Source organism: Curtobacterium sp. ME12 (assembly GCF_903970855.1).
In the GTDB taxonomy this organism is placed as follows: Bacteria; Actinomycetota; Actinomycetes; order Actinomycetales; family Microbacteriaceae; genus Curtobacterium; species Curtobacterium poinsettiae_A.
In genome coordinates, this window is the sequence record NZ_CAJCKD010000001.1 from 224,953 (window position 1) to 240,334 (window position 15,382).

15 protein-coding genes are annotated in these 15,382 nt (G+C 72.6%); 1 reads left to right on the top strand and 14 read right to left on the bottom strand.

What is annotated here, in order from left to right:
* Window positions 1-58 precede the first annotated feature (58 nt).
* From H7A73_RS01095 to ppk2, 13 genes are all read right to left on the bottom strand, one after another.
* The gene (locus H7A73_RS01095) at window positions 59-772 is read right to left on the bottom strand and encodes an NADPH-dependent F420 reductase (RefSeq protein WP_182064289.1); all 714 of its coding nucleotides are present in this window, start codon (window positions 770-772) and stop codon (window positions 59-61) included.
* A 26-nt stretch (window positions 773-798) separates the two neighbouring features.
* Complete coding sequence (locus H7A73_RS01100; protein ID WP_182064290.1) at window positions 799-1,419, bottom strand: TetR/AcrR family transcriptional regulator; 621 nt, start codon at window positions 1,417-1,419, stop codon at window positions 799-801.
* A 103-nt stretch (window positions 1,420-1,522) separates the two neighbouring features.
* A complete protein-coding gene (locus H7A73_RS01105; RefSeq protein WP_182064291.1) occupies window positions 1,523-1,864 on the bottom strand; it encodes a hypothetical protein in 342 nt (113 codons plus the stop codon).
* A gap of 49 nt (window positions 1,865-1,913) precedes the next feature.
* Window positions 1,914-2,444 (bottom strand): DUF6611 family protein, encoded by a 531-nt coding sequence (locus H7A73_RS01110; protein ID WP_182064292.1) that lies wholly within the window; start codon window positions 2,442-2,444, stop codon window positions 1,914-1,916.
* Window positions 2,441-3,001, bottom strand: a complete 561-nt coding sequence (locus tag H7A73_RS01115; RefSeq protein ID WP_182064293.1) for a hypothetical protein — start codon at window positions 2,999-3,001, stop codon at window positions 2,441-2,443. Before H7A73_RS01115 ends, H7A73_RS01110 begins: the two co-directional genes overlap by 4 nt.
* A gap of 85 nt (window positions 3,002-3,086) precedes the next feature.
* Window positions 3,087-3,680 carry a biotin transporter BioY gene (locus H7A73_RS01120; protein ID WP_182064294.1) on the bottom strand — a complete coding sequence of 198 codons (594 nt, stop codon included), beginning with the start codon at window positions 3,678-3,680 and terminating at the stop codon, window positions 3,087-3,089.
* 30 nt (window positions 3,681-3,710) lie between these two features.
* Window positions 3,711-4,403 (bottom strand): TetR/AcrR family transcriptional regulator, encoded by a 693-nt coding sequence (locus H7A73_RS01125; RefSeq protein ID WP_182064295.1) that lies wholly within the window; start codon window positions 4,401-4,403, stop codon window positions 3,711-3,713.
* A gap of 26 nt (window positions 4,404-4,429) precedes the next feature.
* Complete coding sequence (atzF, locus tag H7A73_RS01130) at window positions 4,430-6,196, bottom strand: allophanate hydrolase (protein ID WP_259362642.1); 1,767 nt, start codon at window positions 6,194-6,196, stop codon at window positions 4,430-4,432.
* Between the two features lie 17 nt (window positions 6,197-6,213).
* A complete protein-coding gene (gene uca / locus H7A73_RS01135; protein ID WP_220456573.1) occupies window positions 6,214-9,933 on the bottom strand; it encodes an urea carboxylase in 3,720 nt (1,239 codons plus the stop codon).
* Window positions 9,930-10,634, bottom strand: coding sequence for an urea amidolyase associated protein UAAP2 (locus tag H7A73_RS01140; RefSeq protein WP_182064296.1), 705 nt, complete (start codon window positions 10,632-10,634; stop codon window positions 9,930-9,932). The genes uca and H7A73_RS01140 overlap by 4 nt, the downstream gene beginning before the upstream one ends.
* Complete coding sequence (locus H7A73_RS01145) at window positions 10,634-11,473, bottom strand: urea amidolyase associated protein UAAP1 (RefSeq protein ID WP_182064297.1); 840 nt, start codon at window positions 11,471-11,473, stop codon at window positions 10,634-10,636. Before H7A73_RS01145 ends, H7A73_RS01140 begins: the two co-directional genes overlap by 1 nt.
* Before the next feature lie 15 nt (window positions 11,474-11,488).
* The gene (locus tag H7A73_RS01150; RefSeq protein WP_182064298.1) at window positions 11,489-13,081 is read right to left on the bottom strand and encodes an APC family permease; all 1,593 of its coding nucleotides are present in this window, start codon (window positions 13,079-13,081) and stop codon (window positions 11,489-11,491) included.
* Window positions 13,082-13,267: 186 nt separating this feature from the next.
* Window positions 13,268-14,176, bottom strand: coding sequence for a polyphosphate kinase 2 (gene ppk2 / locus H7A73_RS01155; RefSeq protein WP_027467245.1), 909 nt, complete (start codon window positions 14,174-14,176; stop codon window positions 13,268-13,270).
* Between the two features lie 177 nt (window positions 14,177-14,353).
* Here ppk2 and H7A73_RS01160 point away from each other — a divergent pair, with 177 nt between their 5' ends.
* Window positions 14,354-14,713 (top strand): UBP-type zinc finger domain-containing protein, encoded by a 360-nt coding sequence (locus H7A73_RS01160; RefSeq protein ID WP_182064299.1) that lies wholly within the window; start codon window positions 14,354-14,356, stop codon window positions 14,711-14,713.
* An 18-nt stretch (window positions 14,714-14,731) separates the two neighbouring features.
* Here H7A73_RS01160 and msrA read toward each other — a convergent pair whose 3' ends face one another.
* Window positions 14,732-15,253: a peptide-methionine (S)-S-oxide reductase MsrA gene (msrA, locus tag H7A73_RS01165; protein ID WP_111024046.1), complete on the bottom strand. Its 522-nt coding sequence runs from the start codon at window positions 15,251-15,253 to the stop codon at window positions 14,732-14,734.
* Between the last annotated feature and the right edge of the window lie 129 nt (window positions 15,254-15,382).

The window sequence follows — 15,382 nt, forward strand, 5'->3', positions numbered from 1 at the left end:
TCGCGTACACCCCCTGTGCGCGAGGCCGCTGCACGCGGTCGGGCGCAGCGGTGACGACTCAGAACTGCCGGTTCGCCACATCCGCCCGGTACGACACGGTCAGCAGCTCCCGCAGCCGCTCCGCGGGCAACGGCGCTCCCGGATCCGCCAGGTAGTCCGCCGCGAACCCCTCGGCACTCGCCGCGTAGATCCCCGTGTACGCCCCGGACTCCGGCTCGAAGCGCCACGACTCGGCCAGGGTCCCGGCGTCCACGGTGTCGAACCCGAGCAGCTGCACGAGCTCGGCGACCACAGCCTTGGCCTGCTCGTCGTCGCCCGCGATCGGCAGCGCCGTGCGGGGCGTGGAGCCGGCGAGGTTCGGGATGTGGTGCGCGACGATGTTGTTGAACGCCTTGACGATCCGCGTGCCGGGCAGGAGCGTCTGCTCGTACTCCGCCGTGGTCGTCGCGAGGCTGTCGAGCTGCTCGATCCGGCCGTCGCGGCCGGGGTAGTAGTTGCCCGTCGACAGCACGGTCCGCCCGGCGAAGGCGTCGAGGTCGGGGGCGAGTGCCGGGTAGGCGGTGAGCGGGATCGCGAGGACGGGCACGTCGCCGAACTCGACGGCCTGGCGCACGGTGCCGGCCTGTGCCCGCGGGCCGAGCTCGGCGACGAGGTCCTGCAACGACTCGGGGCCGCGCGAGTTCGCGATGAGGACGTCGAGGTCGGCGGCGACGGCCAGGCGTGCGATCGCGGTGCCGATGGCGCCGCTGCCGATGATGCCGATGCGGTTCATGTGGTGCCCTTCCAGAGAGGTGGATGTCAAGGGAGGATCGGGGCTTCCCAGCCGCGCCGCGACAGGGCGGAGAGCGCGGCGTACGACGAGTCGTCGGCCAGCGCGGCACCCCGGACCCAGCTGGTCGCCAACGCGGCGAGGAACAGGTCCCGCGCGCGGACGTCGGCGCGCGCACGGCCGGAACGCTGGGCGGCGCGGAGGAACTCGTCCGTGGTGGTGATGAACCCCTGGCACGTCAGGGCGAGCGGCGACGAGTCGGACGAGGCGGCGGCGCGGAGTGGTTCGGGCAGCCCGTCGAACGTGCCGGCCCACTCGGTGACCGCGTCGAGCCAGCCGTGCAGGGCATCGCCGGTGTCCGCGGAGCCGCCGCGCAGCGCTTCGCGACGCGCCACCAGGTGCTCGTCGCGGGCGGCGAGGAGCTCGGCGAGCAGGGCCTCACGTGTGGGGAAGTGCCGGTAGAGAGTGCCGGCGCCGACGCCGGCCTGCTTGGCGATCGCGTCGAGCGAGCCGGTCACGCCGTGCTCGGCGAACGCGCGCTCGGCGACCCGCAGAATGTGGTCCCGGTTCCGCAGCGCGTCGGCGCGCGCGGGACGCGGGGAGTGCAGTGAACGCGGCGCGCGCCCGGCGGGAGCGGTCTGCTCGGGCACGGCGGGCCTCCAGGCTGCGGCTCAGGAACCGGAGAAGCTCTCCGGGGTCACCACAGTACAGGAGACACTCTCCGTTTCCACCCTGCAGCGCGACGCCCAGGCGTCAGTGCTCCTCGGCAGCCTCCGCCGCGTCCGCCAGGTCGTCCCGCGAGTTCGCGTGGATCGGCTCGCTGTGCCCGAAGGTCTTGGCAGCCGCCCGCAGCCGCGCGACGAAGTCCCCGTCGTCGAGCTCCAGCTCGTCCTCGTCCGCGTCCTCGATGACGATCTCGCTCGCGGGTCCGATCAGGATCTTCGTGGTGGTCATCGTCCCGTCGTCGGCGACGGCCGGCACCTCCACGGTGTCGGCCCGGTCACCCCCGGCGAGGGCCGCGGCGTACTCGATCACGGCGTCGGCGACGTCGTCACCGACCAGGATCGTGGTGGCGTCGTAGTGGATGTGCTTCATCGCGGACTCCTTCCCGGACCCATACAAACGCGCGGCGCGGGAACCGGCTTCAGGATGACCGCTGTGCGCGGTGGTCCGGTTCCGGGGACTCCAGGGCGTTCCACACGTCGCCCCAGATCAGCTCGAAGTCGACGGGCCGGATGCGGTCGGCTCGGAGCGCCTGCTCCAGGATCGACAGTGCATCCAGGGAGCCGGTGAGCAGGCGTTCGTCGCCGTGGACCTCGCGGCGGCCGTCGCCCAGGAACGTCGTCACGGTGACGGACCGCACCCGTGGTCGCAGCGCGCGGGTGGCGCGGGCGAGGACCGCGAAGCCGCCGCCGTAGACGAGCAGCGCGGTGGTCGTGCCGACGGCGGGGACCGAGACGGCGAGCACCAGTGCGGCGAGGGCGACGACCGCCCCGACGGCCGGCCAGACGTGCCAGGCACGCAGCAGCAGGCGCTCGCCGGCGTTCGCGCCGGGCGGGAACACGACGAGGGTCCGCGAGCTCCACAGGGTCCGCCCGACGGGCCGGACCGTGTACCGGCCCCACAGGTGGGTGCCGTCGAGCAGCCGGGTGCGGACCGGCAGCGCCGTGGTCATCGATCGACCGGGGCGGGTTCCGCGCGCACCGGCGCGAGTTCCGCCCGGACCGGCTCGACGACGTCGCGGTGCCGGACGGTCGCCAGGCACGGGAAGCAGACCAGGTCGCCTTCGCGGACGTCGGCGGGCAACGGAGCCGGGAGGCGGTGGAACGGACCGTCGGCCCGACCGTCACAGCGGGTGACGACGTACATCGGGGAGCGGGGAGCGGTGCTCCGGCGTCCGATCAGGCGCACCTGGTCGAGCACGGCGCAGGTCGGCAGGACCGCGTCGAGTTCCAGGAGCACCACCCCGGTGCGCGGTCGCCGCACACGGGTGACCGCCGCGACGGCGACGCTCACGTCGCGAGGTGCCCAGCCGCGCGGGCGGTACCGGGGCGGGGACTGCTCGGCGGTGTGCACGGTCGGGGTGCCGGTGAGGTCGGCGAGCCGGACCATCGAGATCGCCGAGACCAGCAGGTCGTCGGTGGTCGCGACGGTGTGTGCCGGCCAGAGGAACGGGTCCATCGGATCGGGGAGCGACGCGCGGAGCGTCGGCATGATCGCAGTCAGTGTCACGACCACACGCTCTCGCGGGCTCGAACAGCGCGGAAGGCCTCCTGACGGAACCCCTACGGCCGGCGCCGGAGTCCTGACGGAGCGCTCACCGGCGGGTGGCCGAGCGCAGGGCTGCGGTCCACCCGAGCGAGATCACGCCGGCGCCGATCAGGGTCTTCACCACACCACCGAGGACGAACGGGTACAGCCCGTACTGCAGGGTCTGCTGCAGGTCGAGGCCGAGTGCCACCGCGAGCCAGGCCATCCCGGTGACGAAGGTGACGACGGTGCCGAGGGCGAAGGACAGCAGCGCGTTCCGCAGCGGGCGGTCGCCGAAGCGTTCGGCGACCCAGCCGACCAGGGCCGCGGCAGCGACGAAGCCGACGATGTACCCGCCGGAGGGGCCGACGAGCACGCCGACCCCGGCCGAACCGTCCGCGAAGACCGGCAGCCCGACGACACCGAGCAGCGCGTAGACGAGCATCGACAGGGCACCGCGACGGGCACCGAGGGCACTGCCGACGAGCAGCACGGCCAGGGTCTGCCCGGTGATCGGGACGGGCCAGATCGGCACGGACACCTGCGCGGCACCGGCGGTCAGCAGCGCGCCGCCGAGGACCAGGGCGGTGCTGACGACGGCGGTGCGGGGGAGCAGCGCGTCGGCGAGCGGACGGTGTGCGGCGGGGGTGATCGTGGTCATGGTGACTCCTTGCAGAGGGGAGAGGGAGGGTCAGACCGCGACGGCGGCCAGCAGGGACTCGGCGTCGCGCCGGGCCTCGGCCACGGCGGCGGTGTCGAGGCCGCACGCGCGCAGGCAGGTCGCGACGAGGGCGTCCCGGTCGGCGTCCTGCACGGGGCCGGAACGGCGGAGCTGGATGACGGTCTCGGTGATCTGGATGAGCACAGCACCGAGACGCGACGGCGCGACACCGGCGGCGACGTCCGGGGTGGCAGCGCGCGAGCCGAGGCGCCCGTAGGCCTCCTGCAGTTCGACCCGCTCCGCCCGGAACCCGTCGTAGCGCTCGCCCTGCACCTCGGGCAGCAGGTACAGCGTGCCGATGTTGTGCGGCGTGCGGGCGAGGGTGTCCACGTCGGCGACGACCAGCGCGGCGAGGGCACCGGCTGCCGAGGCCGACTCCGGCACGAGCTGCTCGAGCCCGCGCACCAGCTCGAGGCTCGGGCGCACCGAGGTCGTGAGCAGCTCGACGAGCATGTCGTCCTTGCCGGCGAAGTGGTAGTACAGCGAGGCCTGCCGGATGCCGACCCGTTCGGCGATCGCCCGGGTCGAGGTCGCGCTGATGCCGTTCTCGACGAACAGCGCGGCGGCGGCGTCGAGGATCTGGTCACGCGGGCTCAGCGCGGAGTCGGCGTTCGGCACGACCCGCGGTCGGCCGGGGCGCACGGGCCGGTCGTCGGGGGACATGCCCCCATCCTGACAGCCGGTGTCCGTCACGACTGCTCCCGGTACGCGCGCCAACCGCCGTGGTGGGTGATGTCCTCGGCCCCCTGGACCGCGAACGGCTCGACCAGGAACCCGGTGACCTCGGTGCCGTCGTCGAGCGACACGGTGCCGATCGCCATCGGTGCCGGCAGAGCCGCGACGAAGGTGCCGAAGCCGGCGGCGGGCAGGCGCCAGACCTCCCCGACGATGCCCGAGCCCGAACCCGAGCCCGAACCCGAGCCCGAACCCGAGTCCGACCCCGAACCCGGCGCAGCAGCGCCGGACGCGACCGGACCCACGCGGACCAACCCGGGCTTGGGCGGCACCGTGTCGAGGGCGTACAGCCGGTAGTCGGGCGCGGTGCGGGCCTCCCGGACGAACGATCCGCCGGACGCGACCAGCTGCCCGTTCAGCGGCTGATCGCGCAGGTGCGCCCCGACGACCAGCAGGTCGACGGTCGGGGCGGCGAACGCGGCGGCCAACGCCGCCAGGCGCCGGTCACTGAACGCCGGGCCGGTGAGCATCACGCCGAACGGCAGGCCGTCGACGAAGCCGGCGGGCACGGCGAGCGACGCCATGTCGAGCAGGTTGGCGAAGTTCGTGTACCGACCCATCCGGCTGTTCGCGCCGATCGGGTCGGCCGCGACCTGCTCGAGCGTCGGGTGCCACGTCGTCGTCGGCGTGAGCAGTGCCGTGGTGCCCTCGAGTGCTGCGCGACCCGCTGCCCCGAACGCGTCGAGCCGTTCCTGGTCGGCGAAGAGCTCCGCGGCGGTCGGTCGTGCACCACCGAGCACGATCGCGGCGACCGACGGGTCGAGGTCGGCACCGACCTCGTCGCGGTGGGCCTCGATGTGGGCGCCCACTGCTGCGTACCGCTCCGCGACGAACGCGCCGTCGTAGAGCAGCGACGCGGCGTCGAGCAGGGGTGCGATGTCGACCTCGACCACCTGGTGTCCGAGCGCACGGAACCGGTCGACGGCAGCGGCGAACGCCTCGGCCCAGCCGGGCGCGAGCCCCTCGAGCTGCGACGGCAGCGGCACCGCGATGCGCGGGACGGCGGGCAGGTCGGCGAGGGCGAGGTCGGGCCGCGCGAGCGGGTCGACGCCGTCCGGACCGGCCATCAGCTCCGCCGCCGTGCGCGCCAGGTCGAGCGACCGGGCGAACACCGTGACGCAGTCCTGCGAGCGACAGGCGGGGACGACCCCGGTGTTCGGCACGAGCCCCTTCGTCGGCTTCACCCCGACCAGGTTGCCGAGCGCGGCGGGCACCCGGCCGGACCCGGCGGTGTCGGTGCCGAGTGCGAAGTCGACGATGCCCAGGGCGACCGCCGTGGCGGAACCGCTCGACGAGCCGCCGGAGATCCGCGTCGGGTCCCAGGCGTTCCGGACCGCCCCGAACGGCGAGCGGGTGCCGACCAGGCCGGTGGCGAACTGGTCGAGGTTCGTCTTGCCGACGACGACGGCGCCGGCGGCGCGGAGCCGGGCGACGGCGGTGGCGTCGGTGGCGGGGTCGTGGGCGTAGGAGCGGGCGGCTGCGGTGGTGGGCAGGCCGGCGACGTCGATGTTGTCCTTCACGGCGAACAGCAGGCCGGCCAGGGGCAGCGTCGGGTCGACGGCTTCGGCCTCGGCCAGCACGTCGGCACGGTCGCGCAGGGTGATCCAGACCTCCGGGCGGTCGACGGCGTCGATGCGGGCGAAGGCGTCGCGGACGCGGGTCGCGGCGGACGTCGTGGCGGCCGCGGTGGCGGCGGCGGCGCTCGCCACGGTGCTCGCCACGCCGCTCACGCTCCCGCTCACGCCGCCGCTCCGATCGCGGCGAGGACCTGGCCCGGCGCGACCTGGTCGCCCGGCTTGATGTACACCTCGAGCACGTGGCCCGGCACCGGTGCGTGCACCATCGACTCCATCTTCATCGCCTCCACGGCCAGCAGCTTCTGTCCTTCGTCCACCCGGTCGCCCGGTCGGACGTCCACCTGCCACACGGTCGAGGTGAAGGGGGCGTACACGGCGGTCGACCCCTCCGGCACGGTCACGGCGTCGGCCACCACGGCGGCCGGCTCGTCACGGACGTCGAACTCGCCCGATGCCCGCCACCGCTCCTTCTCCTCGCCGAACGCCTGCGCCTGCTGCGCCCGGAAGTCCGCGATGGACCCGGCGTTGTCGGCGAGGAACCGGTTGTACGACGCGATCGAGAACTCGCCCTCGACGGTCTCGAACGAGCCCCGCCCCGCGTCCGTCTCGGCGCGCAGCTCGAGCAGCTCGTCGGCACCGACCGGGTACCACTCGATCCGGTCGAAGAACCGCAGCGCCCACGGGTTCTCCTGGAACAGCCCGCCGCGGCGGAACCGGTTCCAGATCTGCACGGTGCGGCCGACGAACTGGTAGCCGCCCGGACCCTCCATGCCGTAGATGCACAGGTACGCGCCGCCGATGCCGACGGAGTTCTCGGCGGTCCAGGTGCGGGCCGGGTTGTACTTCGTCGTGACCAGCCGGTGCCGGGGGTCGAGTGGGGTCGCGACCGGGGCGCCGAGGTACACGTCGCCGAGGCCGAGCACCAGGTAGCTCGCGTCGAACACGGTGCGGAAGACGTCGTCGACGCTCTCGAGCCCGTTGATGCGACGGATGAACTCGATGTTCCACGGCGTCCACGGGGCGTCGTTCCGCACGCCGTTCATGTACCGCTCGATCGCCAGCCGGGTGGCCGGGTCGTCCCACGACAGCGGCAGCTTGACGGTGCGCGACGGCACGACGAGCTGGTCGGTCGGCGGGATCTCGTCCTCGAGCTCGCGGAGCAGCCCTGCCACGTCGCGCGCCTTGAGCACGGACGCGTCGGTGTGGACCTGCAGGGAGCGGATGCCCGGCGTGATGTCGAGGATCCCCTTCGGCGTGTGCTCCTGCAGCTTCGTCATGAGCGCGTGCACGCGCATCCGCAGCGCGATGTCGAGGGTCATGTCGCCGTACTCGACGAGCACGTTGTCGTCGCCGTCGCGTCGGTACGCGACGCTCGGCCGCACGTCGGTCGCGTCCAGGCGGGCGATCACGCCGTCGTCGCCGTCGCCTCCGGTGCTGCCGTCACTCCCGGTGCGTGGCACCGTCCTGGAGGCCCGGTGTGCGTCGAGCGCGGCGGCGTCGGCTTCGCGGACGGGGACGAACCGGACCGTGTCACCCGGTCGGAGCTGGCCCAGCTTCCACAGGTCGCCGCTGGCGACCACGGCGGGGCAGACGAACCCGCCGAGCGACGGCCCGTCCGGTCCGAGGATGATCGGGGTGTCCCCGGTGAAGTCGATCGCACCGACCGCGTACGGGGTGTCGTGGATGTTCGACGGGTGCAGACCGGCCTCGCCGCCGTCGGTCCGCGCCCACTCCGGCCGCGGCCCGATGAGCCGGATGCCGGTGCGCGCCGAGTTGTGGTGCACGGCGTAGTCGGTGGCGTAGAAGACGTCGAGGTCGGCGCGGGTGAAGAAGTCCGGCGCCGCGTGCGGCCCCTCGGTGACGGCGATCTCCCACGCGTCGGTCAGCGCGGTGCGGCGGTCGGCCGGGGTCGGACCGCCCACCAGGCCCAGGCGGGTGCCGGACGGGAACGCCGGGTGCGGGGCGTCCGAGTCCGGGGAGCCGGGGCGCAGGACGTCGCCGGCGAGCAGGGCCCGGCCGGCGTGGCCGCCGAAGCCACCGAGTGTGAAGGTCGCGGTCGAGCCGAGGTAGGTCGGCACGTCGAAGCCACCCCGGACCGCCAGGTAGGTGCGGAGGCCCGGACCGGGGGCCGTGCCGATCGCCAGGGTCTGGCCGGCGCCGACCTCGACCGGCTCCCACAGCGGCACGGGTTCGCCGCCGAGGGTGACCGGCACCGGCGCACCCGTGATCGCGACCACCGCGGCGGCCGAGAACCGGAGCGTCGGGCCCATGGCGGTGACCTCGAGTGCGGGGGCGCCGTCCGGGTTGCCCACGGCTCGGTTCGCCTCCGCGAAGGACGCCGCGTCGAACGGGCCGCTCGGCGGGACGCCCACCTGCCAGTACCCGACCCGGCCGGGCAGGTCCTGGATCATCGTCATGGTGCCCGGCGCGACGACGTCGATGCGCGGGTCCGGGTCCTCGGTCGCGTCGAGCGTCGAGGTGGAGTGCGTGGCGGTGCGGAGCTCGAGGTCGTCGGTCAGCGCACGGAGCAGCCCGGCGTTCGTGACGATGCCGTCGATGCGGGTGGCCGCGAGCCCGTCGCGCAGCAGGTCGAGGGCGTCGTCGCGGGTCTCCCCGGTGGCGATCACCTTGGCGAGCATCGGGTCGTAGAAGGCGGACACCTCGGAGCCGGTCTCGACCCAGCCGTCGACGCGGATGCCGGTGCGCTCGCCGGATGCCGTGGTCGCGCTCGGGAACACGGCCTGGGTGACGAGGCCGCTGGAGGGCAGCGAGCCCTTCGCCGGGTCCTCGGCGTAGACGCGGGCCTCGACGGCGTGGCCGTTCGGGGTCCAGGTGCGGTCGAACACGTCGGGGTCGATGCCGACCGCGCCGTCGCGGGCCAGGCGGAGCATGAGCTCGACGAGGTCGACGCCGAACACTTCCTCGGTGACCGGGTGCTCGACCTGCAGGCGGGTGTTCACCTCGAGGAACGACGCCTCTTCGCGCACCGGGTCGTAGACGAACTCGACGGTGCCGGCGCTGCGGTACCCGACGCTCTCGGCGAGGCGGCGGGCCGACGCGTGCAGCTCGGCGCGGACGTGCTCGGGGAGCGCCGGTGCCGGGGCTTCCTCGATGACCTTCTGGTTGCGGCGCTGCAGGGAGCAGTCGCGGTCGCCGATCACCGCGACGCGGCCCTCGCCGTCACCGAAGAGCTGGACCTCGACGTGCCGGGCCGGCCGCACGAGCCGTTCTAGGAAGATGCCGGTCGACCCGAAGGCCGCGGTGGCCGTGCGGGTGACGCTCGTGTACGCCTCGCGGACCTCGTCGAGGGTGGAACACGCCTGCATGCCGATCCCGCCGCCACCCCCGGTGGCCTTGAGCATGACGGGCAGCCCGATGCGCTCGGCCTCGGCCACGGCGTCGTCGACGCTGGCGAGCAGCCCGGTGCCGGCGAGCATCGGGACCCCGGCGGCGGCGGCCAGCTCGCGGGCGGTGTGCTTCGCGCCGAACCGGACGATCTGGTCGGCGGTGGGCCCGACGAACCGGATGCCGGCGTCCTCGCAGGCCCGGGCGAAGTCGGTGTTCTCGGACAGGAACCCGTAGCCGGGGTGCACGAGTCCGGCGCCGGTGTCCTTCGCGGCCTGCACCACCGCGTCGATGCGCAGGTACGAGTCGCGCGCGGGTGCGGGACCGAGCCGGACGGCGACGTCGGCCTCGCGGACGTGGGGTGCCGCGCGGTCGGCGTCCGAGTACACGGCGACGGTGCGCATGCCGAGCGCCTTCGCGGAGCGGATGATGCGACGGGCGATCTCACCGCGGTTCGCGACGAGGACGGTGTCGGTGCGGAGGGCAGGGGTCTGGTTCACGGTGGCGGTCCCGGTGGGGTCGGGCGCGGCGGTCACGGCTGGACCACGATCATGCGCAGCGGTGTGCAGGAGAAGTCGTTGCAGGGGTTGTTCATCTGCGGGCAGTTCGAGACGACGACGAGCACGTCCCGCTCGGCCCGGATCGCGACCCGCTTGCCGGGGGCGCTCATGCCGTCGACGATGCCGAGCGCGCCGTCGGCCTCGACCGGGACGTTCATGAACCAGTTGAGGTTCGAGACGATGTCGCGGGCACCGAGTCCGTGGCGGCCGGCCTCGGCGAGGAAGTTCTCGCGGCAGCCGTGCTGGTACTGGGTGTGGTGCCCGTACCGCAGGGTGTTCGACTCCTTCGAGCACGCGCCGCCGATGGTGTCCTGCCGGTCGATCTCGTTCGCGACGACGGTCATCAGCGGGTGGCCCTCGTTCGACATCAGGACGGTGCCGGTCCGGACGTACGCGTTGCCCTGTGCGGCGAGGGTGTCCGGCACGCTGTACCGCTCGTCGGGGTCGTGGGCGTCGTAGAGCAGGCAGTCGGCGCTCTGGTTGCCGCCGACGTCGACGATGGTGAGCACCTCGCCGGCGCGGACCACGGCGGACCACGGTGCGAGCGGGGCCACCCGGTCGTCGCGGACCACGGTGCCCGGCACCAGGGACTCGCTCCAGTCGAGGGCGACGTCCGGGTCGTGGACGGCTCCGACCGGGACGGTGGAGGTGGGGGAGTGGGTCGTCGTGTCGGTCATCACAGGCCTCGGGCTTCCGCGTGGTCGATCGAGTTCAGGTAGGCGCGCGTGAGCTCCGGCGTCGCGGTGAACCGCTCGTCGGCCGCGGTCGTCGGGGCCCCGCGCCAGGCGTGCACCCGCAGCGGTCCGACCAGGTAGTCCGGGCGCGGGTCGATCGGGTGCGCGACGTTGGCGACCAGCACGAGCAGCGGCAGCTCGGCGACGAGCGTGACGTGGGTGCCCGCGCCGGCCGAACCGGTGAAGGTCATCGCCCCGTCGGCGTCGATCCGCACGCCCTGGAAGAACGAGATGCTCGGCGGCAGGTCCCGCTTGGTGAGCCCGTGCTTCGCGGCGGCCTTCGCGAACAGCGACCGACCGCTCGGGGTGCGCCCCTCGGGTGCTGCGTCGCCGTACTTCCGCTCGTTCCAGGCGTCGGTCGAGGTGCCGCAGAACGCGTCGTGGTGCCCTGAGGTGTCCTCGAGGACGGTCGCGAGTGCCCTGCCGTCCCCGCTCAGCAGCGGCGAACCCTGGCCCAGGTACGCCTGCCACGGGATCTTCTGGGTGTCGGCGACGTTGAGCCGCTCCCACGGTTCGAGCGCGTTGAACACCAGGACGTTGGCGCAGGCCTGACCCGTCGGATCGTCGAACCGCAGCCGTGACCCGCGGGCCAGCACCTTGTGCGTGTACCCGCCCGGTGCCACCGTCTCGGCCCAGACGAGCTGTGCGGGGTCGACGCCCTCGGGGGTGAACGGTGACGACGACGCCGGCAGGTACGGCATGTGGTCGGACTGCGAGCCGGCCTGGGCGCGTGCGTCGGATCGAGAGGCGAGCACGCTGTCGGTCTGGTGGAGGTCGCGCATGGGGTTCCTTCCGGATCAGGCTTCTGCGGGCACGGGGGTGGCGGCCGTGGTCGGCACCTCGGCCAGGGTGATCGGCCCGTGCGTGCGGTGCCGCCAGCTCGACCACGCCCAGCCGACGAGCAGCACGCCGCCGATGAAGAGCAGGGCGCTGTACTGCAGCCACCACGAGGTGCCGGTCAGGTCGTAGATCTCCGGCCGGGGCCAGATGAGGTTGATCGCCATGCCGATCTGGAACGCCACGGCCAGGGCGTTGAGCGGGATGCCCCAGCGACCGAGGGTGAACAGCGGCTTGCCGTCCTCGTCCACCCCGGTCGGCAGCCCCGTGCGCCGGAGCTTGATCCGCTGGACCAGCAGCGGCCCGGTGACCCCGAGGTAGGCCAGGTAGAGCATCGCGATGCACAGGCTCGACAGGGCGGTGAAGATCGCGGACTGCCCGATGTTGACGGCGAGGGCCAGCCCGGCGCCGACCCCGACGACGATCGACGCGGCGATCGGGGTGCCGGTGCGGGGCGAGACCCGGGCGAGGGTGCGGTGGAAGGGCAGCGCCTTCTCGCGGGCCATCGAGTAGACCATCCGGGCTCCGGCGGTCTGCACGGCGAGGGTGCAGGCGAAGACCGCGACGGCGACGGTGCAGAGCAGGAGCCGGCCGAAGACGTCGCCGAGGGTCGAGGTGATCACCCAGGCGAGCCCCTGCGTGGCGAGCTTGCCGTCGGTCAGGCTCGGGGCGGCGACGAGGGCGCCGATGATGAGCAGCCCTCCACCGAGGCCGGAGACCGTGAGGGCCCGGACGATCGTCTTCGGGGTGGTCCGGCGCGGGTTGTGGGTCTCCTCGGCGAGCTCACCGGCCGAGTCGAATCCGACCATCACGTACGCGGCCATCAGCGAGGATGCCAGGAACGCCCACACGTACGGCTCGGTGCTCGTCGAGCCGGCGGTCGTGAACACCACGGAGGCGCTGCGGTGCGGCAGCAGGAACAGGGCGCCGATGAGCACGACGACGCCGACGATCTCGATGAGCACGCCGAAGCTCGTCACGCGGGCCATCAGCCGGACGCTCGTGATGTTCACGATCGTCGTCACGGCGAGCATCACCAGACCGAGGACCACCGCGTTCGCGGCACCGGTCGGCGACGCGACGGACGGGTCCGCACCCGGACCGCCGACGACCTGGAACCCGTCCCAGATCGCGGGGAGCACGGCCTGCACGGCGATGGCCGCCACCGCGACGGTGAGGATCTGGCCGATGATCATCGTCCAGCCGGTGAACCACCCGAACCGGGCTCCGGCCAGACGGCTCGACCACTGGAAGATCGCGCCGGAGATGGGCCAGCGGGCCGCGAGCTGCGCGAAGTTCAGCGCGACGAGCAGCTGGCCGCCGAAGACCAGCGGCCACGCCCAGAAGAACGCAGCACCGCCGAGCCCGAAGCCGAGTCCGAACAGCTGGAAGACCGTGGTGAGGATCGAGACGAAGGAGAAGCCCGCCGCGAAGGAGGAGAACGAGCCGACCCCGCGGTGGAGTTCCTGCTCGTAGCCGAGGCGGGCGAGCCCCTGGGTGTCGACGTCGGACGTGGCGCGCGGTGCGTGGAGCGGTGCTTGCGGAGAACGCATGACTGCAGACCTTTCGCGGAGTACCTGTCGGTTGACAGGTAGTGCGACAAGTGTCGTGCGGCCCTGTGTCGTCGCCGTTGCCCGACTGTTTCGAGTGCGTGACGGCAGGCCTCGGCGTGTAAACGTTCCGAGTCGGCGGGCGGATCAGCGGCGGGGGATCACCGGTGGGGGATCACCCGTGGGGGGTCACTCGACGTCCACGTCCCGCTTTCCGCGCCGGACGATGAGCGGGTCCGGCTTGCCGATGACGTCGGCGGCCTTGTCCGGGTAGTCGAACTGCGTCAGGAAGTACCGCATCGCGTTGAGCCGCGCGCGCTTCTTGTCGTTCGACCGCACGATCGTCCACGGCGCGTAGCGCTTGCTCGTCCGGGTGAACATCGCCGTCTTCGCCTCGGTGTAGTCCTCCCACCGGTCGAGTGACAGCAGGTCGATGTCGGACAGCTTCCACCGCCGCACGGGGTCGAGCTGGCGCATGGCGAACCGGGTCCGCTGCTCGCGACGGGTCACCGAGAACCAGAACTTCGTCAGGTGGATGCCGGAGTCGACGAGCATCCGCTCGAACTGCGGCACCTGGGTCATGAACGACTCGTACTCGTCGTCGCTGCAGAAGCCCATCACCCGTTCGACGCCGGCGCGGTTGTACCAGGAGCGGTCGAACAGGACCATCTCACCCGCGGCGGGCAGGTGCTGGACGTACCGCTGGAAGTACCACTCACCGCGCTCGCGCTCGGTCGGCTTGCTCAGCGCGACGACCCGCGAGGTCCGGGGGTTGAGGTGCTCCGTGAACCGCTTGATCGTGCCGCCCTTGCCCGCGGCGTCACGCCCCTCGAAGAGCACGACGACCTTCTGCCCGGTGTCCTCGAGCCAGTACTGGCACTTCAGCAGCTCGATCTGCAGCAGGTACTTCTGGTACTCGTACTCGTCCCGCGGCAGGCGCTCCGAGTACGGGTAGTCGTCCTGCCAGGTGAGCACCGGGTTGCCGTGCGGGTCGATCAGCTCCGGGTCGGCCGTCTGACCGTCCGCGACGCTGTACCCCTCGGTCCGCAGCTGTTCGATGTACTCCCGCAACGGCTGCGAGTACGGCGCTGTGTCCACGGTGTCCTCCCTCTGCGAGCCGATCGGCTGTCGGCCCCAGGGCCATCCTGGCCCGGCCACCCGCACGACCGCCCCACGCCTCGCCCTGGACGCGACCCGACGACGGCCTGGAGGCGCGGTGCGGGCCCGCCCCGTGCCTCCCGACCGCATGTGGCCCTGCGCAGGCATGATGGGGCCATGACGGACCAGGCCGAGATGATCCACCCCGAGATCGCACCGAGCGGAGACGGGTGCGTCGAGTGCGACGCGACCGGCTCGTGGTGGGTGCACCTGCGCCGCTGCGCGGCGTGCGGCCACGTCGGCTGCTGCGACGACTCCCTCAACACGCACGCGACGCGGCACTGGGAGGAGACCGGGCACGCGGTCATCCAGAGCTACGAGCCCGGCGAGACCTGGGCGTGGGACTACCGCGACGACACCCGCTTCGAGGGGCTCGAGCTCGCCGCACCCACCAGCCACCCCGTGACGCAGGCAGTCCCCGGGCCGGCGGATCGCCTTCCCGGGGACTGGTTGGAACTGCTCGGCGGATCACGCTGATCCGCAGCGGTCGTCAGGTCAGACGGCCGCGGTCGCCTCGTCGCGGTGCGGGAGCTTCCAGCCCGGACGCACGAAGTGGCAGGTGTAGCCGTGCGGGTTCTTCTCGAGGTAGTCCTGGTGCTCGTCCTCGGCCTCCCAGAACGGGCCGGCCGCGGTGACCTCGGTGACGACCTTGCCGGGCCAGATGCCCGACGCGTCGACGTCCGCGATGGTGTCGAGCGCGACCTGCTTCTGCTCGTCGGTCGTGTAGAAGATGGCCGAACGGTAGCTTCGACCGATGTCGTTGCCCTGGCGGTCCTTCGTCGACGGGTCGTGGATCTGGAAGAAGAACTCCAGCAGGTCCCGGTACGAGATCTGGGACGGGTCGAAGACGATCTCGACCGACTCGGCGTGGTCGCCGTGGTTGCGGTACGTCGCGTTCGGCACGTCGCCGCCGGAGTAGCCGACGCGGGTGCTGACGATGCCGGGACGACGACGGAGGAGCTGCTGCGCTCCCCAGAAGCATCCGCCGGCGAGGATGGCGGTCTCGGTGGTGGTCATGGTGGCCTCCTGGGCTCTCGTGTCACTGGCTGCGACACCGTGTGGTGCAACCGGCAACAGGGACGATCTGTTCCCGTCGTCAGGTCCGCTGTGGGGTGCGGACCCACCCGGGTGTGCGGTCGGTACGAC